At 68.5% G+C, this 22,049-nt stretch carries 21 protein-coding genes; 17 read left to right on the top strand and 4 right to left on the bottom strand.

Going from position 1 to position 22,049, the window contains the following annotated elements; translation table 11 throughout:
• Positions 1-3 precede the first annotated feature (3 nt).
• From SNE35_RS04140 to SNE35_RS04130, 3 genes are read left to right on the top strand one after another with little or no spacing between them, the layout of a single operon-like run.
• A complete protein-coding gene (locus tag SNE35_RS04140; RefSeq protein ID WP_320421575.1) occupies positions 4-594 on the top strand; it encodes a KdsC family phosphatase in 591 nt (196 codons plus the stop codon).
• Positions 594-1,304, top strand: a complete 711-nt coding sequence (gene lptC, locus SNE35_RS04135) for an LPS export ABC transporter periplasmic protein LptC (protein WP_320421574.1) — start codon at positions 594-596, stop codon at positions 1,302-1,304. The genes SNE35_RS04140 and lptC overlap by 1 nt, the downstream gene beginning before the upstream one ends.
• Positions 1,301-2,077 carry an SDR family oxidoreductase gene (locus SNE35_RS04130; protein WP_320421573.1) on the top strand — a complete coding sequence of 259 codons (777 nt, stop codon included), beginning with the start codon at positions 1,301-1,303 and terminating at the stop codon, positions 2,075-2,077. Before lptC ends, SNE35_RS04130 begins: the two co-directional genes overlap by 4 nt.
• 88 nt (positions 2,078-2,165) lie before the next feature.
• On the opposite strand, the gene rbp is transcribed toward SNE35_RS04130, so the two are convergent.
• On the bottom strand, positions 2,166-2,690 hold the full coding sequence (rbp, locus tag SNE35_RS04125) for an RNA-binding regulator (RefSeq protein WP_320421572.1): 525 nt from the start codon (positions 2,688-2,690) through the stop codon (positions 2,166-2,168).
• Between the two features lie 274 nt (positions 2,691-2,964).
• Here rbp and SNE35_RS04120 point away from each other — a divergent pair, with 274 nt between their 5' ends.
• The 12 genes from SNE35_RS04120 to SNE35_RS04065 all read left to right on the top strand — a co-directional run bounded on the left by SNE35_RS04120 (position 2,965) and on the right by SNE35_RS04065 (position 16,164).
• Positions 2,965-3,876, top strand: coding sequence for a hypothetical protein (locus SNE35_RS04120; protein WP_320421571.1), 912 nt, complete (start codon positions 2,965-2,967; stop codon positions 3,874-3,876).
• Complete coding sequence (locus tag SNE35_RS04115) at positions 3,873-4,646, top strand: helical backbone metal receptor (RefSeq protein ID WP_320421570.1); 774 nt, start codon at positions 3,873-3,875, stop codon at positions 4,644-4,646. The genes SNE35_RS04120 and SNE35_RS04115 overlap by 4 nt, the downstream gene beginning before the upstream one ends.
• Positions 4,647-4,765: 119 nt before the next feature.
• A complete protein-coding gene (locus SNE35_RS04110) occupies positions 4,766-5,971 on the top strand; it encodes a porin (RefSeq protein ID WP_320421569.1) in 1,206 nt (401 codons plus the stop codon).
• A gap of 11 nt (positions 5,972-5,982) precedes the next feature.
• On the top strand, positions 5,983-6,405 hold the full coding sequence (locus SNE35_RS04105; RefSeq protein ID WP_320421568.1) for a type 2 periplasmic-binding domain-containing protein: 423 nt from the start codon (positions 5,983-5,985) through the stop codon (positions 6,403-6,405).
• Positions 6,406-6,430: 25 nt separating this feature from the next.
• The gene (locus SNE35_RS04100) at positions 6,431-7,945 is read left to right on the top strand and encodes a methyl-accepting chemotaxis protein (RefSeq protein WP_320421567.1); all 1,515 of its coding nucleotides are present in this window, start codon (positions 6,431-6,433) and stop codon (positions 7,943-7,945) included.
• A gap of 53 nt (positions 7,946-7,998) precedes the next feature.
• Positions 7,999-8,637: a MarC family protein gene (locus tag SNE35_RS04095; protein ID WP_320421566.1), complete on the top strand. Its 639-nt coding sequence runs from the start codon at positions 7,999-8,001 to the stop codon at positions 8,635-8,637.
• Positions 8,630-9,307 carry a two-component system response regulator CreB gene (gene creB / locus SNE35_RS04090; RefSeq protein WP_320421565.1) on the top strand — a complete coding sequence of 226 codons (678 nt, stop codon included), beginning with the start codon at positions 8,630-8,632 and terminating at the stop codon, positions 9,305-9,307. Before SNE35_RS04095 ends, creB begins: the two co-directional genes overlap by 8 nt.
• Positions 9,304-10,710: a two-component system sensor histidine kinase CreC gene (gene creC / locus SNE35_RS04085; protein WP_320421564.1), complete on the top strand. Its 1,407-nt coding sequence runs from the start codon at positions 9,304-9,306 to the stop codon at positions 10,708-10,710. The genes creB and creC overlap by 4 nt, the downstream gene beginning before the upstream one ends.
• Before the next feature lie 271 nt (positions 10,711-10,981).
• Entirely contained in the window at positions 10,982-12,550 is a 1,569-nt protein-coding gene (locus SNE35_RS04080) for an S-layer protein (protein ID WP_320421563.1), read from the top strand.
• A 23-nt stretch (positions 12,551-12,573) separates the two neighbouring features.
• Positions 12,574-13,062, top strand: coding sequence for a PEP-CTERM sorting domain-containing protein (locus tag SNE35_RS04075; RefSeq protein WP_320421562.1), 489 nt, complete (start codon positions 12,574-12,576; stop codon positions 13,060-13,062).
• A 97-nt stretch (positions 13,063-13,159) separates the two neighbouring features.
• A complete protein-coding gene (gene creD, locus SNE35_RS04070; RefSeq protein ID WP_320421561.1) occupies positions 13,160-14,548 on the top strand; it encodes a cell envelope integrity protein CreD in 1,389 nt (462 codons plus the stop codon).
• On the top strand, positions 14,545-16,164 hold the full coding sequence (locus tag SNE35_RS04065; protein ID WP_320421560.1) for a GMC family oxidoreductase: 1,620 nt from the start codon (positions 14,545-14,547) through the stop codon (positions 16,162-16,164). The genes creD and SNE35_RS04065 overlap by 4 nt, the downstream gene beginning before the upstream one ends.
• Here the strand turns inward: SNE35_RS04065 and SNE35_RS04060 are convergent, their stop codons facing one another.
• Entirely contained in the window at positions 16,165-16,617 is a 453-nt protein-coding gene (locus SNE35_RS04060) for a DUF2214 family protein (RefSeq protein WP_320421559.1), read from the bottom strand.
• Positions 16,618-16,696: 79 nt separating this feature from the next.
• Positions 16,697-18,079 (bottom strand): leucyl aminopeptidase family protein, encoded by a 1,383-nt coding sequence (locus tag SNE35_RS04055; RefSeq protein ID WP_320421558.1) that lies wholly within the window; start codon positions 18,077-18,079, stop codon positions 16,697-16,699.
• A gap of 171 nt (positions 18,080-18,250) precedes the next feature.
• Between SNE35_RS04055 and SNE35_RS04050 the strand changes: the two genes are divergently transcribed.
• The gene (locus SNE35_RS04050) at positions 18,251-18,421 is read left to right on the top strand and encodes a hypothetical protein (protein ID WP_320421557.1); all 171 of its coding nucleotides are present in this window, start codon (positions 18,251-18,253) and stop codon (positions 18,419-18,421) included.
• Positions 18,422-18,447: 26 nt separating this feature from the next.
• On the opposite strand, the gene SNE35_RS04045 is transcribed toward SNE35_RS04050, so the two are convergent.
• Positions 18,448-21,009, bottom strand: a complete 2,562-nt coding sequence (locus SNE35_RS04045; RefSeq protein WP_320421610.1) for a DEAD/DEAH box helicase — start codon at positions 21,007-21,009, stop codon at positions 18,448-18,450.
• 444 nt (positions 21,010-21,453) lie between these two features.
• Between SNE35_RS04045 and SNE35_RS04040 the strand changes: the two genes are divergently transcribed.
• On the top strand, positions 21,454-21,972 hold the full coding sequence (locus tag SNE35_RS04040) for a hypothetical protein (protein ID WP_320421556.1): 519 nt from the start codon (positions 21,454-21,456) through the stop codon (positions 21,970-21,972).
• The last annotated feature ends 77 nt before the right edge of the window (positions 21,973-22,049 follow it).

The raw sequence follows: 22,049 nt of genomic DNA, 5'->3' as shown, positions 1-22,049 counted from the left end.
CCGATGCTTGCTCCCGCACTGAGTTTTCCGCCCGAACTGCTGCTGAAGGCCCAGGGCAGTGGCCTGGGCATGAAGGCCGCGATCTTCGACGTCGACGGTGTGCTGACCGACGGCCGCATCTACATCGGCGAGTCCGGAGAGGGCTTCAAAGCCTTCTCGACGCTCGACGGCCAGGGCCTGAAGCTGCTGGACCAGGCAGGCATCGTGCCGATCATCATCACCGGCCGCGATTCGCCGGCCGTGCGCCGTCGTGTCGCGGACCTGGGCCTGAAGCATGCCGTCTACGGCGCCAAGGACAAGCTGGCCGTGGCCCAGCCGCTGCTCGACCAACTGGGCCTGCAGTGGCCCGAGGTCGCGGCGATGGGTGACGACTGGCCGGATCTGCCGCTGATGGTGCGCGCCGGCTTTGCCTGCGCACCGGCCCATGCGCATGCCGAGGCCAAGGCCCGCGCGCACTACGTGACCCAGGCCGCTGGCGGCCACGGCGCGGCGCGCGAATGCTGCGACCTGCTGCTGCTCGCCTGCGGGCGCTACGCGCAGCTGCTCAACGGCCATCTGAACACGCTGGACGGCAGCGGCGAGGACGCGCGCTGATGGCGACGCTCGCGCCGCCGCAGGCCGCCACCCGTTCGCGCCCCGCCGTGCCGTGGATCTGGCGGCTGCAGAGCCTGCTGTCCGCCTACCTGCCGCTGCTGCTGATGGCCGCGCTGGCCGGCGGCACCTGGTGGCTGGTGAAGAACACGCCGGCGGCCGACGAGGTGGTCGAGCTGCCGCCGCCGCGCCACGATCCGGACTACCGGATGCACAACTTCTCGCTGGAGCGCATCGGCAAGGACGGCCGCCTGCGCGGCCGCGTCGAGGGCAACGAACTGCGCCACTATCCCGACACGGACACGATGGAGATCGACAGCGTCAGGCTGCGCGCGATCAGCGAGGACGGCAGCATCACCTTGGCCACCGCGCACCGCGGCGTGACCAACGGCGACGGCAGCGACATGCAGCTGTACGGCGACGTCGTCGTGCAGCGCTTCGCTGTCGACACCACGGGCGAGCCGCTGCCGACGCCGGAACTGGTCGTGCGCGGCGAGTATCTGCAGGCGCTGTCGGACGCCGCGCAGCTGCGCTCCCACCTGCCGGTGACGATCGACTACGGCGGCGGCGCACAGCTGCAGGCGCAGACCTTCCTGTACGACCATCTCCACGGGATGGTCAGCTACAGCGGCCGCACGACCGGACGCTTCGAGACGGCCCCGAACGGCAAGGCCGCACACCGTGCGACCGGCGCAGCCAAGGCGCAGCCATGAGCGCGGGGCTCGTCTACATCACCGGCGCCTCCAGCGGGATCGGGCAGGCGCTGGCGCTGCGCTACTATCGCGCCGGCTGGCGGCTGGCGCTGGTGGCGCGCCGCGACGCCGAGCTGCGCGCCTGGGCGCAGGCGCAGCAGCTCAGTTCGGACCGCTGCGCGATCTACGCCGCCGACGTCTGCGACGTGGCGGCCATCACTGCGACCGGCCGTGCCTGCATCGAGGCCCAGGGCCTGCCCGACGTCGTCATCGCCAACGCGGGCATCAGCATCGGCATCGACAGCGCCTTCTATGAAGACCTGGCCGTGATGCAGCGCATCTACGCGACCAACAACCTCGGCCTGGCCGCCACCTTCCAGCCCTTCATCACGCCGATGAACGAGCGCCGCAGCGGCACGCTGGTGGGCATCGCCAGCGTGGCCGGCATCCGCGGCCTGCCGGGGCATGCGGCCTACTGCTCCAGCAAGGCGGCCGTGATCAGCTACTGCGAGAGCCTGCGTGGCGAATGCCGGCCGCAGGGCGTCAAGGTGGTGACCATCGCCCCGGGCTACGTGGCCACGCCGCTGACCGAGAAGAACCGCTACGGCATGCCCTTCCTGCTGCAACCGGAGGAATTTGCCGACCGGGCCTTCGCCGCCATCGAGCGGGGCGTCAGCTACCGGGTGATCCCATGGCAGATGGGTGTCATCGCGAAGATCATGCGTGCGTTGCCGAACTTCGTCTTCGACCGTGCGCTGGTCGGCCGTGCGCGCAAGCAGCGGGCGGCTGAGTAAAAGAGCGGCGCAGAAAAAGAGAAAGGCACCCGAAGGTGCCTTTTCGCGAGAGGCACTCGGAAGTGCCTTTTCACACAGTGAGCGAAGCTCAGTAGCCGCCGCCCGAACGGCCACCGCCGCCGTAGCCACCGCCACCACCGCCGTAGCCGCCACCGCCGGAGCGGCCGCCGCCACCGTAGCCGCCGCCACCGCCGGAACGGCCACCGCCGCCACCACCGTAGCCGCCACCACCGCCGCCGCCGTAACCGCCGCCACCACCGTAGCTGCCGCCACCGCTGCCGCCGCCGTAGCCACCGCCACCCGAGCGGCCGCCACCACCGAAGCCGCCGCCACCACCGCCGGAGCGGAAGCCGCCCGGACGGTCTTCACGGGGGCGCGCTTCGTTCACGACGATGGCGCGGCCTTCCAGAGGCTGGCCATTCATGCCGTTGATCGCTGCTTGCGCTTCGGCGTCCGAACCCATTTCCACGAAGCCGAAGCCCTTGGAGCGACCGGTGTCGCGGTCCATCATCACCTTTGCGGAGGTCACCGTGCCGAACTGAGAGAACGACTCTTGCAGAGATTCGTCACGCACGCTGTAGGCCAGATTGCCCACGTAAAGCTTGTTTCCCATGGGGAAGCCCTTTCAATACCTAGAAACCATGTGGAGCTTCAACCCATCGTGAACCATTCAAGCGAAGGCGCGGCGTCCGAACACAGGCGATCGATTATGGGGTGAAGGTTCCCGCCATGCGCACTGGCCGCACGGAAGTTGTTGTTTTTTGCGCGTTAGCAAAAACCCGGAGAAACCCGCGCTCTTCAACTTCCGCGCCACGCCGGCGCGCCTGTCAGTGCATCTTTGGTGTTAGCAATCGCCGTGCCCGTGGCTTCTCTATGATCGGCGCCCTATGGCCCGAAACCTCTCGCTTCCGGCGCTGAACCGCGTGCTGGCCAGCCTCGATGCCGCGCGCAACGGTCGCGCACTGTATGCCCTTCTGACGGCTTTCTGCTTCGCCGGCTTGCTGCTGGCCTCCGCCGAGTCGGCGCTGGCGCGCGACGACAACCTGCGCGGCGCGATCTGGGCGGGCCTGGCGCTGGCTGCCGCCTTCTTCGGCGTCAATGCCACCGGCCTGCTGCTGATGGATCAGGCCCTCGGCCGGCCGGTGCGCGATGTGGTGGACGCCTTCGTCGACGCGCTGCTCGGCGCGCACCGTGTTTTGCTGTGCCTGCTGATGGTATTGATACCCGCCGCTGGCGCGATTGCCGCGCTGCTGGCGCTGTTATATGCCGTGCGGCTGCCCTGGGTCGGCCCGGCGCTGTTCGGACTGCTGGTGCCGCTGGGCGTCTTGATGCTGGGGCTGATGAGCTTTTGCACCGTCGTGCTGGTCGGGCCGCTGGTGGGACCGTCCATCTGGTCAGGGCGCAGCGCGCGGCATACGGTCGCCATGCTGTGGCACCAGGCGCGTCATGGCCTGCTGGAGGCCGCGGCGCTGATGGTCATCGTGCTGCTGCTCAGCGGCGCCGTGACGGCGGCGATCAGCTTCGTCGTCATCAGCGGCGGCCGGGCGATGGCGCTGCTGTCGGTGCTGCTGCTGGGCATCGACGTGCCGGCGCAGCAGCTGATGGCCGGCCTGTTCGGTTACGGGCTGCGCAGCCTCGGCGCCAGCGGTGCGCCGGTGGCGGCTACGCCGCTGGGCATGGCGGCGCTAGTGGGCGGCGGCGTGGTGTTTGCGCTGGCCCTGGTGCTGCCGACGCTGATCTACCTGCGCGGCTGCTGCGCCGTCTATCTGGCGCTGCAGGGCGAGGACGACATCAGTTGACCCTCCGCATCGCGAGCCTCGTGCCCAGCATCACCGAGCTGCTGGTCGCCCTGGGCCTGCGTGAACACCTGGTCGCGCGCACCGGCTTCTGCATTCACCCGGCCGCAGCGCTGGCCGACGTGCCCAAGGTCGGCGGCACCAAGGACGTGAACATCGCCAAGCTGCGTTCGCTGGCGCCGACCCATGTGATCGTCAACGTGGACGAGAACCGGCTGGAGACGGTGCAGGCGCTGCGCGAGTTCGTTCCCGAGATCATCGTCACCCATCCGCAAGGCCCGCAGGACAACCTGCAGCTGCTGGCGCAGATGCGCGAGCACTTCGGCGCCGCGGTGCCAGGTCTTGCCAGCCGCTGCGAAACCCTGGCCGTCGAACTGGTGCTGGCGCTGGGGCGCTGCCGCCAGCAGGCCTGGCCGGGCGAGCGGGTGCTCTACCTGATCTGGCGCGAACCCTGGATGACGGTCGCACGCGATACCTACATCTCGCGCATGCTGGTCGAGGTCGGCTGGCAGACCTGGCCCGAGGTCCATGGCGGCGATGCCGGCGCGGCGCGCTATCCGGCGCTGGTCGGCGACGAGCCCTGGCTGGGTGGTATCGAGCGCGTGCTGCTCAGCTCCGAGCCCTATCGCTTCGATGCCGGCCATCTCCCGCTGGCGCAGCAGCTGTGCCCGCAGGCCCGGGTGCAGTTGGTCGATGGCGAGCTTCTCAGCTGGTATGGCCCGCGGGCCGCAGCGGGGTTGGACTATTTGCGCGCGCTTGCCGACGCGGCATGACCTGACCCCCTAATTCTTCGGGCAAATGTCGCCAATTCCTCTTGCAAGAAATGTTTGCATTTGTATCCCGTCGTGAAGGCCGATAGAACGGCTTCAGCCTTTGACGAGGAGGAGGAAACATGAACGGCAAGCGCAAGGCGGTCGTGTTGGCGACCCTGGTGTTCTGTTCCCTGGCTGCGCAGGCGCAGCAGAAGGCGGATCAGATCTTCTCGCTATCGGGGTTCGGCACCCTCGGTGTCGTGGGCACCGACGGGGACGGCGCGCAATACCTGATCCCCGGCCAGGTCCGGGGCGCTGACAAGTCGTGGAGCGGCGAGGTCGACAGCAAGCTCGGCGTCCAGCTCGGCGCCAAGTTCAACAGCATGTTCTCGGCCACCGTCCAGGTGCTGAGCAAGCAGGACGGCGAGGGCCGCTTCACGCCCGGTGTCGAATGGGCCTTCGCGAAGATGCAGGCCACGCCGGGCCTGGCCCTGCGGCTCGGGCGCATGGGCGCGCCGCTGTTCGCGGTGTCCGACGTTCGCGATGTCGGCTATGCCAATACCTGGCTGCGCCCGCCGATCGATGTCTATGGCCAGGTGCCGATCAGCCACTTCGATGGCGGCGACCTCACCTGGCAGACCAGTCTGGGCGGCAGGACGCTGACCCTGCAGGGGCTGGCGGGCCACAGTTCCTCGAAGGTCGGTCGCGTCAAGGTCGACATCGATTCGATGCTGGGCATCAACGCCACTTACGAGCTGATGGACGGGCTGACCCTGAGGCTGGGTCATGTGACGGGCAAGCTGAGCGTCCGCAGCGCCTCGCTGGACCAGTTGGTGGGCCTGCTGCGGCAGACGCCCTTCGCTGGCGTCGGCGACCAGCTCGATGCCCATGACAAGCGAGCCAGCTTCAGCGGCCTGGGCCTGAACTACGACCAGGGCGACTGGATCGCGATCGCCGAATACACCAAGCGCAAGACGCAGAGCTTCATTCCCGACACCACCGGCTGGTACGTCACGCTGGGTTACCGCGTCGGCCAGTTCACGCCCTACGCGACCTTGTCGCAGCAGAAGACGGACAACAGCAACGTCGACAACACCATTCCGCCCTCGGTGGTGGTGGCCAGCCTGCCGCTGGCTGCCGTGGTCGATGCCACCACCGCCGCGCAGAGCACGCCGCAGAAGACCGCCGCGCTGGGCGTGCGCTGGGATGCCTGGCGCAACGTCGCGGTCAAGGCGCAGTGGGACAGCATCAAGCCCACCGGCGGCGGCCAGTTCCACGTCACCGATGCTGCCTTCGACGACAAGCGCGTCAATGTCTACAGCCTGGCTGTGGACTTCGTGTTCTGAAAGGGCCGGCCATGAACTTCTCAAGAATCCTGCTGCTCGCCCTGCTGCTCGGTGCCGGCACCGCGGCACAGGCCCAGGTGGCGGTGGTGGTCGGTGCCAAGAGCCCGATCGGCAACATGACGGCGGACCAGGTGTCCACCATCTTCCTCGGCAAGAGCAACCTGCTGCCCGGCGGTGGCGCCGCCGCCGCGGCGGACCTGCCGGAGAGCGCTGCCGCGCGCGAGCACTTCTACAGCAAGGTCACCGGCAAGTCGGCGGCGCAGGTCAAGGCGGCCTGGTCGCGCCTGGTGTTCTCCGGCAAGGCGACGCCGCCGAAGGAGCTGGCCAGCGCAGCCGAGGTCAAGAGCTTCGTGGCCGGCAATCCGGACGCCATCGGCTACATCGACAAATCGGCCGTCGATGGCTCGGTGAAGGTGGTCCTGAGCGTCGACTGATTGTGTGAACGGGGGGAGTCTGCATATGAATCTGAAGACCCGGATCTTGCTGCTGCCCGTCATGGCGGCGGTGATCTTCGCCCTCGGCATCGCCGTGGTGCTGCTCTTTGCCAGCCGCACCTCGGAGGCGATCCACAGCGTGGGCGAGGTCCACTACCCGTATCTCGATGCCGTCGGCCGCTTCGGCAGCGAGCTGGACACGCTGGGTGCCACCGTGCAGAGCGCCGTGGCCGAGGGCGAGAAGAAGCGCCTGGATGAGGCCGCCGAGCACGCCGTTGCGTTGCGCAAGACGCTGGTCGAGATCCGGGCCATCGAGGGCAAGGCCGAAGCCGGCACGCTGCTGGCGCGCGACTTCGAGACTTACTACGCGGCCTCGGTCGAGACGGCCGAGCTGTTCCTGGGCATCCGCCAGGGCGATCAGGCCGGCTCCGTGCCGCGGATGCAGGCCGCGCGCCAGGCGCTGGAAGCTCGGCTGGGAGCCATGCGCACCGACGCCCGCGGCCGCTTCGACGCCGGGCTCATCGCTGCCGAGCAGGGCGTGAGCGCCGGGCTGTGGGTGACGGTGGGCAGCGGCTTCGTGGTGGTGGCGGTGCTGGCGCTGGGCTCCTGGTTGCTGGTCAGCAATATCTGGCGCCAGCTCGGCGGCGAGCCCAGCTATGCGCGCGACGTGATGCAGGAGATGGCCGACGGCAACCTGTCCCAGGCCATCGTCGTGGCACCCGGCGCCGAGGCCAGCCTGCTGGCGGCGGTGCGCGACATGGGCCAGGGCCTGGCGGCCATCGTCGCCAACGTGCGCAACGGCACCGAGAGCATGACCGTGGCCTCCCGCGAGATCGCCGCCGGCAACCAGGATCTGTCGATGCGCACCGAGCGGCAGGCCGGCTCGCTGGAGCAGACCTCGTCCCACATGCAGCAGCTGACCGAGACGGTGCGTCAGAGCGCGGACGCGGCCCAGCAGGCTAATCAGCTGGCCAGTTCCGCCGCCAGCGTGGCGCAGCGCGGTGGGCAGGCGGTCGAGCAGGTCGTGGTCACGATGGACGAGATCACCACCAGCTCGCGCAAGATCGGCGACATCACCGGCGTGATCGACAGCATCGCGTTCCAGACCAACATCCTCGCGCTGAACGCGGCGGTGGAAGCGGCGCGCGCGGGCGAACAGGGACGGGGCTTCGCGGTCGTCGCCAACGAGGTGCGCTCGCTGGCGCAACGCAGCGCCGAGGCCGCGCGCGAGATCAAGGCGCTGATCAACACCAACGTGGGTCGCGTCGAATCGGGCGCGCGGCTGGTGCGGGACGCTGGTGCCACGATGAGCGAACTGGTGGCCAGCGTGCAGCGCGTGTCGGACATCATCGGCGAGGTCACCGCCGCCTCGGCGGAGCAGAGCCAGGGCATCGCGGACGTGAACCAGTCGATCCACCAGCTCGATCAGATGACGCAGCAGAACGCCGCGCTTGTCGAGCAGGCGGCCGCCGCAGCAGGCAGCCTGGAGTCTCAGGCCGGCGGGCTGCAGCAGGCGGTGGAACGCTTCCGGCTCGGGTAGAGCCTGATCCGCGCATCGCCGCCGACGGTGGCGCGAGGCAGCACAATCGCGCGATGGACATCTACAAGCCCCTCGTCGCGCTGCTGGCCATCGTCAACCCGATCGGCGTGGTGCCCTTCTTCATCCACTTCACCAGCAGCTTCACCCGCAAGCAGCGGCAGCGGACGATCCAGGTCTCCTGCTTCTCGGCCTTCCTGGTCATCGCCATCAGCGCGCTGGCGGGGTTGCAGGTGATCGAGTTCTTCAGCATCTCGCTGGCTTCCTTCCAGGTGGGCGGCGGCACCTTGCTGCTGATCAGCTCGATCCAGATGCTCAACGCGCAGCCGGCCGAGACGCGCAAGGAGGACGTCAGCGAAGGCTCCACCAAGGTCGACGCCGGCGCCAGCATCGCGGTGGTGCCGCTGACGATCCCGTTGCTGACCGGCCCGGCGACGATCTCCACGATGATCATCTACGCGGACAAGACCCGGCACTGGTGGGAGCTGGCGGTGCTGGTGGGCTATGGCGTGGTCGTCGCGATCGTGACCTTCCTCGTCTTCAGCGCCTCCGGCCGCATCGCCCGCGCGCTGGGCCAGACGGGCATCAACATCATGACCCGGCTGATGGGCCTGATCCTCGCCGCGCTGGCCGTGGAACTGCTGGCCGACGGGCTGATCAAGCTGTTCCCGGTGCTGGGCTCGCACCTTGGCTGAACTGCTGCTGCTCGAAGACGACCCGGCCATCGCGCAGACCCTGCGCTTCGCACTTGAGCGGGAAGGTTTCGCGCTGCGCCATTGCGCCTGGCTGCACGAGGCGCGCGCCGCGCTGGCCGAGCGGCTGCCGGCGCTGCTGATCCTGGACGTCGGCCTGCCGGACGGCAACGGCCTGGACCTGTGCCGCGAGATCCGCGCCAGCGGCTCCGCCGCGTTGCAGCAGCTGCCGCTGATCGTGCTGAGCGCGCGCAGCGAGGAGTTCGACCGCGTGCTGGGCCTGGAGCTCGGCGCCGACGACTACCTGGCCAAGCCCTTCAGCCCGCGCGAGCTGGTGGCGCGGGTGCGGGCGCTGCTGCGACGCGCGCCGGCCGCGCCGCAGCCCGCGGCCAGCCCCTTCGTCATCGAGGCCGAAGGCTCGCGTATCCGCTTCCACGGCCAATTGCTGGACCTGACGCGCCGCGAGCTGGGCCTGCTGAAGCGCCTGCTCGCCGCGCCCGAGCGCATCCATTCGCGCGAGGTGTTGCTCGACGCCGTCTGGGGCAGCGAGGCCGACAGCATCGACCGCACGGTGGACACCCACATCAAGACCCTGCGCGCCAAGCTGCGCGCCGTGCGGCCCGAGACGGAACTGATCCGCACCCACCGGGGCCTCGGCTACTCGCTGGAATGAAGATCGGCCTGCGCCTGTTCTTCGGCTTCTTCGTCATCACCGGCCTGACGGCCTTCTTCCTGCTGCGCGTGTTCATGGCCGAGGTGCAGCCCAGCGTGCGCGAGGTGATGGAAGACGTGATGGTGGACACGGCCAACCTGCTCGCCGAGCTGGCCACGGATCCGCTGGCCACCTTGCCGCCCGGCGCCGACCTGCGCGGCACGCCCTTCGCCGAACGGGTGCAGGACTACGCCCAGCGCAGCATCGACGCGCGCATCTGGGGCCTGCGCAAGACCCGGCTCGACCTGCGTGTCGTCGTCACCAATGCGCAGGGCCGCGTGCTGCTGGACACCACCGATCCCGCCGGCGTGGGCCGCGACGATTCGCGCTGGAACGACGTGCAGCGCACCCTGCGCGGCGAGTACGGCGCGCGGCTGACGCGCCAGGTGGAGAGCGACGACCGTAGCGGCGTGATGGTCGTGGCCGCACCGGTGCTGAAGGACGGACGCGTGATCGGCGTGCTCAGCGTGGCCAAGCCGCTGGTGACGGTGGAGGGCTTCGTCGGCCGCGCGCAGCGGCGCATCTTCTGGGCCGGTGCGGCGCTGCTGGCGCTGTCGCTGGCGATCGGCGTGGCGGTGACCTTGTGGCTGGTGTGGAGCGTGCGGCGCCTGCGCGACTATGCGCGGCGCGTGCAGCTGGGCCAGCGCGAGGCGGTGCCGCCGATGCCCGGCGAACTGGGCGACCTGGCCCGCGCGATGGGCGCGATGCGCGAGCGCCTGGATGGCCGCGAGCACATCGAGCACACGGTGCGCGCCCTGACTCACGAACTGAAGAGCCCGCTGGCCGCGATCCGCGCCAGCGGCGAGCTGTTGCAGGAGGATCTGCCCGGCGCCGAGCGCGAGCGCTTCGCCGCGCAGGTGGTGGCGCAGAGCGAGCGCCTGCATGCGCTGATCGAGCGGATGCTGGAGCTGGCCAAGCTGGAGATGCGGTCCGGCCCGCCGCATCCGCAGCCTTTGCGGCTGGACGAGCTGGCGCAGCAGCAGCTCGATCTGGCCGGCGCACGGGCCGAGTGGCTGCAGCGCGAAGAGGTGACGGTGCAGGGCGATGCCGAGCTGCTGGCGCTCGCGCTGAGCAACCTGATCGGCAACGCGCTCGCCTTCGCGTCGGCCGAGGCGCCGCTGGAAGTGAGCGTCTGCCGCCGCGAGGGAAGGGCCGTCTTCACGCTGCGCGACCACGGCCCCGGCGTGCCCGAGGCCGCCTGGCCGCACCTGGGCGAGCGCTTCTTCTCCACCGCCCGCCCGGGCACGACGACCAAGGGCTCGGGACTCGGCCTGGCCATCACGCGCCAGATCGCGCAACTGCACGGCGGCAGCTTGCGCTTCGAGCGCGCCGAGCCCGGCTTGTGCGTCGTGCTTGAACTCTGAGCCGCCCGGACATTTCGCCAGCAGAGATCGGCGAGTAACCAGTTCGTTCCCATGTGCGAACAGCGGGCATGCGTCTGCCGCCGCGGTCAGCTCGTCATGAAGGAGACTTTCTTGAACTCGATGATTCTTCGTGAAGCACTTTGAAAAAGCTTTGCCTTATGTCGGCATGACGTGCCTGTGATGTGAACGCGTCATTGCCGGATCGAATCTTCTATGAGGTCCTGTCATGCGCGCGCCCAGCAAATTCAAACTGTCGTCACTCGTCGTCGGAGTGGCGACGCTTTTCTCTGCCAGTGTTTCTCTTGCTGACACAGGAACTCCGGGTCTCATCTCGACCGATGCGCCTGGCAAATGGACAAAGGGCGATCTGCATACCCACACGGTCGAATCCGATGATTCGCGCACCACGCAGACGCTCGATTTCCTGCTCAAGAAGTCCTTCGACTACAAGCTGGACTGGCTGGCGCTGACCAATCACCTGCGCGCTTCGTCGTATGACAACAATGGCAACAAGCTCCCCAGTTCGGTGGCCTTTGCCTATCCGATGGAGTCCTACGAGATCCAGCACGTCAAGGCGCTGCAGTCCGCTGGTACCTATGCCGACAAGAAGATCTTCTCCGGCTTCGAGTGGGACGTGCCGACACACGACCATGTGGGCGTGACCCTGTTCGACAATGCGACGACACTCGACACGGCCACCCGCGGCGTCCGCGAGTTCCAGTATCGATTCACCACCCTGGCGGAAGATCAGTTCGATTCACAGGATGTGGCCGTCTGGAAGAGCCGCGGCGTCACACGCACCAACAGCACTGCGGCGGACGCGCTGACGGCGCTCAGCTGGTTGAAGACCAACTATCCGACCACGAGCTTCGCCACGCTCAACCATCCGTCGCGCAACCCTGGCAAGTACACCGTCAACGACCTGCGCCAGATGAACGACCTCGCGCCGGACATCCTGTTCATGATCGAAGGCATGGTCGGCAACCAAATGGAGCCGGATCGCGGCGGCTACACGTCCGACTACACGTCGGCCAACCTGCCCAACCGTGTCTACGGTGGCGTCGACGCCATGGTCGCCAAGGTGGGTGGCATGTGGGACGCGCTCCTCGGGGAAGGCCGGCACATCTGGAACATCGCCGACTCTGACTCGCACTTCAAGATCGACTCGTCCAGCAACAGCAGCGGTTACTACCCCGGTGAGTATTCGAAGAACTATCTGTGGATGCCCGATACCGCAACAGGCTCGGCCGGCATGATCGACAGCCTGCGCGCCGGCCGCTTGTTCGGCGTCTTCGGTGACCTGATCGACGCGCTGGACTTCCGGGTCGTTGGCTCGTCGGGCACTGCATACATGGGCCAGACCATCGACGTCGGCTCGGGTGAGCGGGTCAAGTTCACCATCAAGTTCAAGAGCCCTGAAACAAACAACTACCTGAAGCCGGTGGACGGGGACCAGCTCGCCTACATGAAGCCGGTCGTCAACCATGTCGACCTGATCGTGGGCGACGTGACCGCGAAGGCCGCAGCGGGTACGCCTGCCTACAGCGTCGCGACCAATGCGTCCACGCATGTCCTGAAGCGTTTCACGGCGGCCGACTGGAAGGTCGGCGCGGATGGCTACGCATCGATCACAGTGCAACTGCAGGTGAACAAGAACCAGTATTTCCGACTGCGCGGCACCAACCTCGCGGTAGACACGCCGGGGCTGAGCTCCGGCGGCGAGCCGCTGGCCGATCAGAAGGCCACCGGTGACAACACGACGCGACTGAATGCGATCAACGACCGCAACTACAGCAGCCTTTGGTTCTATTCGAACCCGGTGTTCGTCACGGTCCATTAAAAGTTCAACCTAGGAAATCAACAATGAAACTTGCCACCTTCCTCGCAGGCATGACCCTGTTCTTCGCCGGTACCGGAGCGGCGCTCGCCGACAACCGCTACGACATCGTCGCCATCGATGACGTGAATGGCGATGCGACCTTTTCCGGCAGCATGACCACCACCGCGCCGTTCTCCCTGAACTACAACTTCAGCGTTCTCGACTTCCGTATCAACGACACGGTGGACGGCGTGATGTACGACGCGGCCAATTCGACCATCGCCATCGAGACTCAAGGCTTCCTGTTCAGTGCCAAGGACGGGTCTTCGTCCTTCGAGCTCACTTTCTACCCGGACGGCAGCTATTACTCTGACTACCTGGTCGCCGGGCATGACACGGTCGGCAATTCCGGCTACTTCGTGTTCAATGAGGTTTCGGCTGTGCCCGAGCCGGCGAATGCGGCCTTGCTGTTGGCCGGTCTGGGTGCGCTTGGCCTTCGCACCCGTCGCTCCGGCAAGCCCTTGACTGCCTGATCCAGGCTGACTTCACCCTCGCTTCACAAACTTCGTCGTCTGCTCACCGCCGCTGCCGAGACTGCCTGTCATCAAGACAACAGGCGGAGCCTCGGACATGAAATTGAGCAATGGCGGAATGATCGGCAAGCTGGCCATCCTCGTGATGGTGGCGCTGCTGCTGTGCGTGGTGCTGGCGCGCATCGGTTGGCTGGTGGACGAGCGCCAGTCCTCGCAGCACGACGCGGTGATGAACGTGGCGCAGTCGCAGGCCGGCGCGCAGACACTGCTCGGGCCGCTGCTGCTGCGCCATTGCACCGAGCGCTGGCAGGAGACGAGCGGCAGCGGGGCCGATCGCAAGGTGACGCAGGAGAGCAAGGACTTCGTGCTGGGCCAGGAGCCCGGCCAGCTCAGCGTGGCCGGCGCCTTGAACCAGGAGCCGCGCTACCGCGGCCTGTTCAAGGTCAACGGCTATGCCGGCGCCCTGCAGTTCGATGCGCAATGGCCCTCGCTCGAGGACCTGCAGCCGCCGGCCCCCGAGCATGCCGGCGGCACGGTGCGCTGCGAAGCGCCGGCGCTGATGCTGGCCACCAGCGATGCACGCGGCCTGCGCCTGGCCACCCTGAAGGTGGCCGGCCGGCTGGCGGCGGTGAAGCCCGGCACCACCTTGGCGGCCTATCCGCGCGGCCTGCATGCCGAACTGCCCGCCGGCCTGTCGCTGACCGAGCCGCTGCAGGTCCAGCTGAAGCTGGAGCTGGCCGGCACCGAGCGCTTCGCCCTGGTGCCCGCGGCTACGGCCACGCAGCTGGACATCACCTCCGACTGGCCGCACCCGAGCTTCGGCGGCCGCTTCCTGCCGACCCGGCGTGAGATCAGCGAGCAGGGCTTCACGGCCCATTGGCAGGTGTCCGAGCTGGCCAGCAGCGCCGGTGCCGACGTGCTGGCCGCCAAGCCGATCGAAGGCCTCGGCGGCAAGGGCGATGGCATGGTGGACACCTTGGACTTCTCGATGGTCGATCCGGTCAATCCGTACGTGATGAGCGACCGCGCGATCAAGTACGGCCTGCTCTTCATCGTGCTGAGCTTCGTCACCGTGGGGCTGGTGGAAGTGCTGGCGGGCCGGCGCGTCCACCCGCTGCAATACCTGCAGGTGGGCCTGGCGCTGTCGGTCTTCTTCCTGCTGCTGCTGAGCCTGTCCGAGCACTTGAGCTTCGCCCTGTCCTACGGCCTTGCCGCCGCCGCGGTGGCGCTGCTGCTGGGCCACTACGGCGCGGCGATGTTGGGCGGCCGGCGCCAGGGCCTGGCCTTCGGCGTCGGCATCGCGGCGCTCTATGGCGCGCTCTACACGCTGCTGACCTTGGAACAGACGGCCCTGCTGATTGGTGCGCTGCTGTTTTTCCTGGTGCTGGCCGCGGTGATGGTGCTGACGCGCCGGATCGATTGGTACGCACTTGGTAGGAACGCTCTTGCCAGCGGGGAGGAGGCTGGGCCAGCATCGGCACCATGAGTGTTTCTTCCCCCTTCGACTACATCATCGTGGGCGCCGGCACGGCCGGCTGCCTGCTCGCCAACCGGCTCAGCGCCGACCCGTCCAAGCGCGTGCTCTTGCTCGAAGCCGGTGGCAAGGACGACTACCACTGGATCCATATCCCGGTCGGCTATCTCTATTGCATCGGCAACCCACGCACCGACTGGCTCTACCAGACCGAGGCTGATGCCGGCCTCAACGGCCGCCGGCTGCGCTACCCACGTGGCAAGGTGCTGGGCGGCTCGTCCAGCATCAACGGCATGATCTACATGCGCGGCCAGTCACGCGACTACGACGGCTGGGCGGAGGCAACATCCGACCCCGCCTGGCGCTGGGACGCCTCGCTGCCCTACTTCAAGAAGCACGAGGACCACTGGCGTGGCGCCGGCCCGCTGCACGGCGCGGGCGGTGAGTGGCGGGTCGAGAAGCAGCGCTTGCGCTGGGACGTGCTCGACGCCTTCGCCGAGGCTGCCAACCAGGCCGGCATCCCGGCCACGCAGGATTTCAACACCGGCAATAACGAGGGCGTCGGTTACTTCGAGGTCAACCAGCGCAGCGGCTGGCGCTGGAACACCGCCAAGGCCTTCCTGCGGCCGACCTGCCTGGGCCGCTCGAACTTCGAGCTGTGGACCGGCACGCAGGTGCCGCGGCTACTGGTCGATGAGGGGCGCTGCACGGGTGCCGTCGCACGCACGCCGCACGGTGACGAGACGGTCACCCTGAAGCCCGGCGGCGAACTGCTGCTGGCCGCCGGCGCGATCGGCTCGCCGCAGATCCTGCAGCTCTCCGGCATCGGGCCGGCCGCGCATCTGCAGGCCGCGGGCATCACGCCGGTGCTCGACCTGCCCGGCGTCGGCGCCAACCTGCAGGACCATCTGCAGATCCGCGCCGTCTTCAAGCTGCAGGACGCGAAGACGCTGAACACGCTGGCGAACAGCCTCATCGGCAAGGCGAAGATCGGCCTCGAATACGCGTTCAAGCGCAGCGGCCCGATGAGCATGGCGCCCTCGCAGCTCGGTGCCTTTGCGAAGAGTTCGCCGGACAAGACCTGGCCCGACCTCGAATACCACGTGCAGCCGTTGTCGCTGGACGCCTTCGGCGAGCCACTGCACGCGTTCAACGCCTTCACCGCCAGCGTCTGCAACCTGAACCCGACGAGCCGCGGCACGGTGATGATCCGCTCCGGCGACCCGCTCCAGGCCCCGGCGATCGCGCCGAACTACCTCAGCACCGACGAAGACCGCCGCGTCGCCGCCGACAGCCTGCGCTTGACGCGCCGAATCGTCTCCCAGGCCGCGATGGCCAAGTACCGCCCCGAGGAATTCAAGCCCGGCACCCAGTTCCAGACCGACGAGGAATTGGCCCGCCTGGCCGGCGACATCGCCACGACCATCTTCCACCCGGTCGGCACCTGCAAGATGGGCCGCGCCGACGACCCGACGGCCGTCGTCGACAGCCACCTGCGGGTGCGCGGCGTGGCCGGCCTGCGCGTCGTCGACGCCAGCGTGATGCCGACGATCACCAGCGGCAACACCAACTCGCCGACGCTGATGATCGCGGAGCGAGCGGCGGAGTGGGTGTTGAAGGGCGAGTGATTAGGCGCCCACGCCGTGCGCCATCAGCGAGGCGCACAGCACCAGCGGCACCAGCAGCAGCATCTGCAGGTTCAGGCACAGGCGCACGCGGCGGTGCTGCGCCTCGCTGACAACGGGCGCCCGGCCAGCCTTCAGCTCCTTGCCCCAGCGGATATAGGCCACCGTCGGCGCGATCGACAGCAGCCCGATCACGATGAACAGGCCCAGCTTCGCGTGGAAGACTGGGTTGTGCTGGTAGTAGGCCCAGCCCTTCTCGAACCACACGGCCCGCGCGAAACCGGCGATCAGCAGCACGACGGCGCTGATCCCGTACCAGCGATCCGCCGCCGCCAGCCGACGCGCCTCGGCCAAGGTCGGCGTGGCGTTGAAGCTGATCCATTCAAAGACCAGCGTGCCGACGATGCCGAACACGGCGATGAAGTGGGCGAAGGCGACGAGGGCTGAGGTCCACATGGCGGCTGGCTCCTTGGTGAGTGGGCGCCAGTGTGCCGCCGACGTACGGCCTCGGCCAATCCCGTTGCGACGAACGACCTCAGGCGGTCGCGAAGCGCTGCTCCAGGTACGCCAGCAGCGTTCGGATCGTCTGCGCCTCGCCGCCGATGGGCCGGCCGGCGCGGGCCGTGTCGTTCCAGGCAAACAGGTCGATGTGCAGCCAGTCCTGGTTCTCGGGCACAAAGTATTCGAGGAACAGCGCGGCGTTGATGGCGCCGGCCAGGGCGCTCTTGCCGGTGTTGACGATGTCGCCGATCGTGCTCTCGATGCCGGCCTTGTAGGGCGCCCACAGCGGCATGTGCCACATCGGGTCGTCCATCTTGAAGCCGAGGTCGACGAGGTCGCGCGCGGTGTCGTGGTGCTTGGCGAACAGCGCGGGCAGTTGGGCGCCGAGCGCGACGCGGGCGGCGCCGGTCAGCGTGGCCATGTCGATGATCAGCTCGGGCTTGGCTTCGGAGGCGTAGGCCAGCGCGTCGCTGAGGACCACGCGGCCTTCGGCGTCGGTGTTGCCGATCTCGATGTGCAGGCCCTTGCGGGTCTTGATGACGTCACCGGGGCGGTAGGCATTGCCGGCGATCGAGTTCTCGACGGCCGGGATCAGCACCTGCAGCCGCACCGGCAGCTTCAGCGCCATCACCAGCGAGGCCAGGCCCAGCGCGTTGGCGGCGCCGCCCATGTCCTTTTTCATCTGGCGCATGCCGTCCGGCGACTTGATGTCCAGGCCGCCGGTGTCGAAGCAGACGCCCTTGCCGACGATGGCGATCAGCGGATCCTTGGCCTTGCCCCAGTTCAGCTCGATCAGCCGGGGCGCGCGGGTCGAGGCCCGGCCGACGGCGTGGATCGCCGGGAAGTTCTTCTTCAGCAGCGCGTCGCCGACGACGGCGGAGAACTTCGCGCCGTGCTGCTTGGCGACCAGTTGCGCGGCCTGGGCCAGTTCCTCGGGCCCCATGTGCTCGGCTGGCGTGTTGACCAGATCACGGGTTGCGGCGATCACGGTGGCCTGCGCCAGGCCGCGCTGAGCCTCGGGCGAGGGCGGCAGCACCAGCGTGGCCGGTTCGCGGCGACGCGGCTTGTACAGGTCGAACTGGTAGCCGCCCAGTTCCCAGGACAGCGCGGCGGCCTCGGCGTCGATCGCCAGGCCTTGGTCGGACAGCTTGTAGTTGCCCAGGGGCAGCGCCATCGGCAGCGCGGCCAGCGCGAACGGATGTGTCGCATGGGCGACACCGGCGAACACCTCGACCAGCTTGCCTTCGCCGTCCGGCACCAGGCAGAAGCTGTCCGGCGCGCCGCTGAAACCGTTGGTGGCGAGCCAGCGGCGGGTCGACGCCGGCAGCGTCTTGGCCAGCGCGGCAAAGCCGGCGCGGTCGATGGCGGTGATGGCGACGGCACCGGCCGGCGCGGGTTTCTTCAGTTGGACGGTCATGGAGCGGGGGCGCGGGAATGGCGAAGCGGCGATTGTCTGACCGTTTGTCCTCAGCTAGGGGCTTGACGGAAGTTGCAAAGAATTGTCACAGCGCTGTCAACCGGCCTCCCGTCAGCTTCGTTGTGCCTGCAATCGCCGTCGGCGAGTCTGGACAGAGAAGGTTCCGAAGACATGAAGACTCAGCAGCACACCGAACAGCAATCCCGTCGCAACCCGGCCCTGCACGCACTGGTGCAGGACTGGCACGCCGCCGACAAGGGCCGCAAGCACGAGGCTTTCGAATCCGGCAGTTCCGAGCGCCGCAGCCTCACGCGCGTCCTGCGCATGGACAAGAAGCGCTGATCTAGAAGTTAGTCCCCACTCTGGCGTCAGCCCAATGGCGCCAGCAGCATTTCCAGATCCTGGGCGCTGAATTTGAGCGCTTCCGCCGAATCGGCGCCCAGCACCCCTTCCGCGAGCGCCAGCTTGCGGGCCTGCAGGTCCAGCATCCGTTCCTCGATGCTGCCGGCCACCACCAGCTTGTAGACGAAGACCGGCCGATCCTGGCCGATCCGGTGCGCGCGTGCGCTTGCCTGGGCTTCCACGGCCGGGTTCCACCACGGGTCCAGGTGGATGACGGTGTCCGCGGCCGTCAGGTTCAGGCCGACGCCGCCGGCCTTCAGGCTCACCAGCATCAATGGCAACTCCAGCGCCTGGAAACGGCGGACGATGTCCGCCCGCTGCGCCACCGGCGTCTCGCCGGTCAAGGTCAGGTAGGGCAGGCCCAGTGTGCGCAATTCGCCCTCGACCAGCGCCAGCATTTCCGCGAACTGGGAGAACACCAGCACCCGGCGGCCCTCGTCCAGCAGCTCCGGCAGCATCTCCATCAGCAGGTCCAGCTTGGCTCGGCCGGCATCGGCGCCTGCCTCCGTGCCCTTGACCAGCCGCGGATCGCAACAGACTTGGCGCAGCTTCAGCAGCGCGTCCAGCACTGAAATCAGCGCGCCGCCGAAACCCTGCTTGGCCAGCACCCGGCGCACCTGCGTGTCCGCCGCCACCCGCACGCTCTCGTAGAGCTCGCGCTGCGTGCCGAACAGCTGCACGCGGCGAACCACGGTGGTCAGCGGCGGCAGCTCGGTCGCCACATCTTCCTTCTTGCGCCGCAGGACGAAGGGCCGCACCCGCTGCGCCAGCAACTGCGCGCGCAGGCTCTCGCCGTTGACCTCGATCGGCTTGCGCCAGATCCGCTGGAACGTGCGCGCGTCACCGAGGAAGCCCGGCATCAGGAAATCGAACTGCGCCCACAGCTCGCCCAGGTTGTTCTCCAGCGGCGTGCCGGTCAGGCACAGGCGGTGGCGGGCATTCAGCTTGCGGGCCGAGCGCGCGGCGCGGCTGGAGGCGTTCTTGACCGTCTGCGCCTCGTCGAGGATCAGCAGGTGCCAGCGCTGGCGCTGCAAGGCCTCGATGTCCCGCCACAGCAGCGGGTAGGTGGAGAGCACCAGGTCGAACTCGTGCAAGCGGCCGAAATCGGCCGCGCGCTCCGGGCCGTGCAGCACCAGCACGCTCAGATCAGGCGTGATGCGCTTCGCCTCGGCCAGCCAGTTGAACAGCAGCGAGGTCGGCAGCACGGCCAGCGCCGGGCGGTCCAGCCGGCCGGCCTGCTTCTCGAGCAGCAGGTGGGCCAGGGTCTGCGCGGTCTTGCCCAGGCCCATGTCGTCAGCCAGGATGCCGGCGAGCTGGTGCTCGCGCAGGTACTGCAGCCAGGCCAGGCCGGCCATCTGGTAGGGCCGCAAGCTCAGGCCGAGGCCGGCGGGCGCCGCCACCGGCTGCGGCGAGCCGGCGGCCTGCAGGCGCCGGGCCATCCGGCGCAGGTCCATGTCGCCGTGGAACTGCCAGCCGGCGCGCTCGTCGTCCAGCAGCATCAGCCGCGCGGCGTCCCAGTCGCTGAGGCGGATCGGGCCTTCGGGGCGCTTGGGATCGGTCAACAGGTCCACCATCGCACCCAGGATCGTCTTCAGCAGGGCGGCCGGTGCCTCGACCTGCCGGCCGCCCGGCGCGGTCAGCAGGATGATCGCGTCGTCCTCGATGCCGGCGATGGCTTCGGCGCTGGTCCAGCGGCGGTCGTGGCGCAGCAGGGCCGCGATCATCGGCGCGATGTCCAGCGTCTCGCCTTCGATCTCCACGCCCAGGCTCAGCAGCCAGGAGCCCTGGCGCGAGGGCGCGCTGAGCCGCTCGATGCGTACGTGCCAGCCCTCGGCCTGCGCCGGCCGGTGCGCGAAGCCCGGCGCGACGACGATGGTCCAGCCCTGCGCCTGCAGCGCCGGCACCCGGTCGGTCCAGAAGGCGCCGAAGAATTCCTCCTGCGCCAGCGTCCAGAGCGAATCGAGCTTCTCGCCGGCCGACGGATCGCGCCACTGCAGCTTCGCCGCATCCAGGGGCAGCAGGTCCAGCGCCCAGAGCTGGTCGCGCGCATCGGCCTCGGCGCGCAGATCGCGGGCGATCCGCCGCGTGCCGATTTGAACGCTCGGCGCCGGGCGGCTGTTCAGCAGTGAGCGCGGGGCCGGCGTCTGCCAGGCCAGGCCGTCGTCGCCGCGGTAGGTCCAGTCGACCTGGGCGATGGTGACGGCCTCCCCGCGCGGGCCGATGGCGCCGCCCGGCGCGAGGCCCAGCAGGCCGTCGCCACGGTTCAGCGTGCGCAGCGTCAGGCGCGGACGGAAGGCAGCAGGTTCGCCGACCGGAGGCGCCGGCTCCGGCGCGGCCGGCGCAGGGGGCGGAGGCGTCGCGGCACGGTCCTGCATCAGCAGGTCCATCAACTTCCCGGCGTCGGCATCGGGCAGCCGCGGCAGCGCTTTCAGCTCGTCGCGGCCCGCCTTGCGGCGCAGCGCATCGAGCCACAGATGCAGCAAGTGCTCGCGCGCCGGCGCATCGGCCTCGGCCTGCAGCTTCAGCATCACCGCGGCGGCGTGCTCGCAGAAGCGCTGGGTGCGGCAACTGCACAGCGCGCTGTAATGCGGCGGCCCGTCGCCATCTCGAACGCCCTGCACGGCCAGTTCATGGACCCGCCCGCCGCTGCCGCTCACACGTGCGACGGCGCCGCTCGCGTCGGCGTCAAGTTCGAGAACGGCCGCCAGCAAGGCCCGGCCCCGCTGCAGGCGCGGGCGCTCGAACAGGCGGGTCAGCGTGGCTTCGTCGGGGGGCCAGAGACGCGGGGCAGACATGTCCGGCATTGTCCAGCCTGGTTTGAAATGATCCGGCAACAGGCCGGGCGAATGGCGTACGCGGCGATCCCTCGGGTCGAGGGCTGGCCCCCGCGAACAGGGGACGGTGCGCGCGCCGCTCGGGGAGTGACGGTCGCAGAATCCGGCGACCATTCCACGAAAACCAGGGACATCACCATGAGTGACGCTCGCCGGGTCGGGACCTTCTTCTCGGGCCTGTTTCTCTACTCGGTGTCGGTGGGCGGCGCGTCGATGCTGTCCCAGTACCACCTGCCTCGCGAGACGGCCAAGCAACTGGGCGGGCGCGAGAGCGCCACCGTCATCGGCATCGAGGCGCTGCTGATCGCGCTGCTCGTCTTCATGCTGTCGCTGGTCTGGAGCACGCTGTCGCTGAAGCCGCCGAAGAAAAAGGGCCGCCGATCGATCACGTCCTGGTTCTACAGCGGCATCCTCGCCGCCTGGCTCGCCGGCCTGCTCTACGGCGTGTTCTTTTTCGCGATGAATCCGCGCTCCTACCAGACGATGGCCGATCTGCTGCTGTCCTCGGACACGCCACCGTTGTGGGGCGTGCTGAACACCATCGCGCTGCTGCTGGCATCGCTGATAGGCGGCAAGCTGGCCCGCAAGCTGAATCCGCCGGCCGCGAGGTCCTCGCGGCGTTCGATCGGCGTGCCGGTGAAGACGCTGGTCGTCTGAGCGCCTGCCTCCGCCGCCCGCGCGCTGGGAAGGCGCGCAGGCGGCATGCATCTGCGGCTGGAGGCCCGCCACTACAA

Source organism: Roseateles agri (genome assembly GCF_034043675.1).
GTDB lineage: Bacteria > Pseudomonadota > Gammaproteobacteria > Burkholderiales > Burkholderiaceae_C > KK5.
Note: the sequence above shows the minus strand (reverse complement) of the source record. Positions and strands in the feature narration are given on the sequence as shown.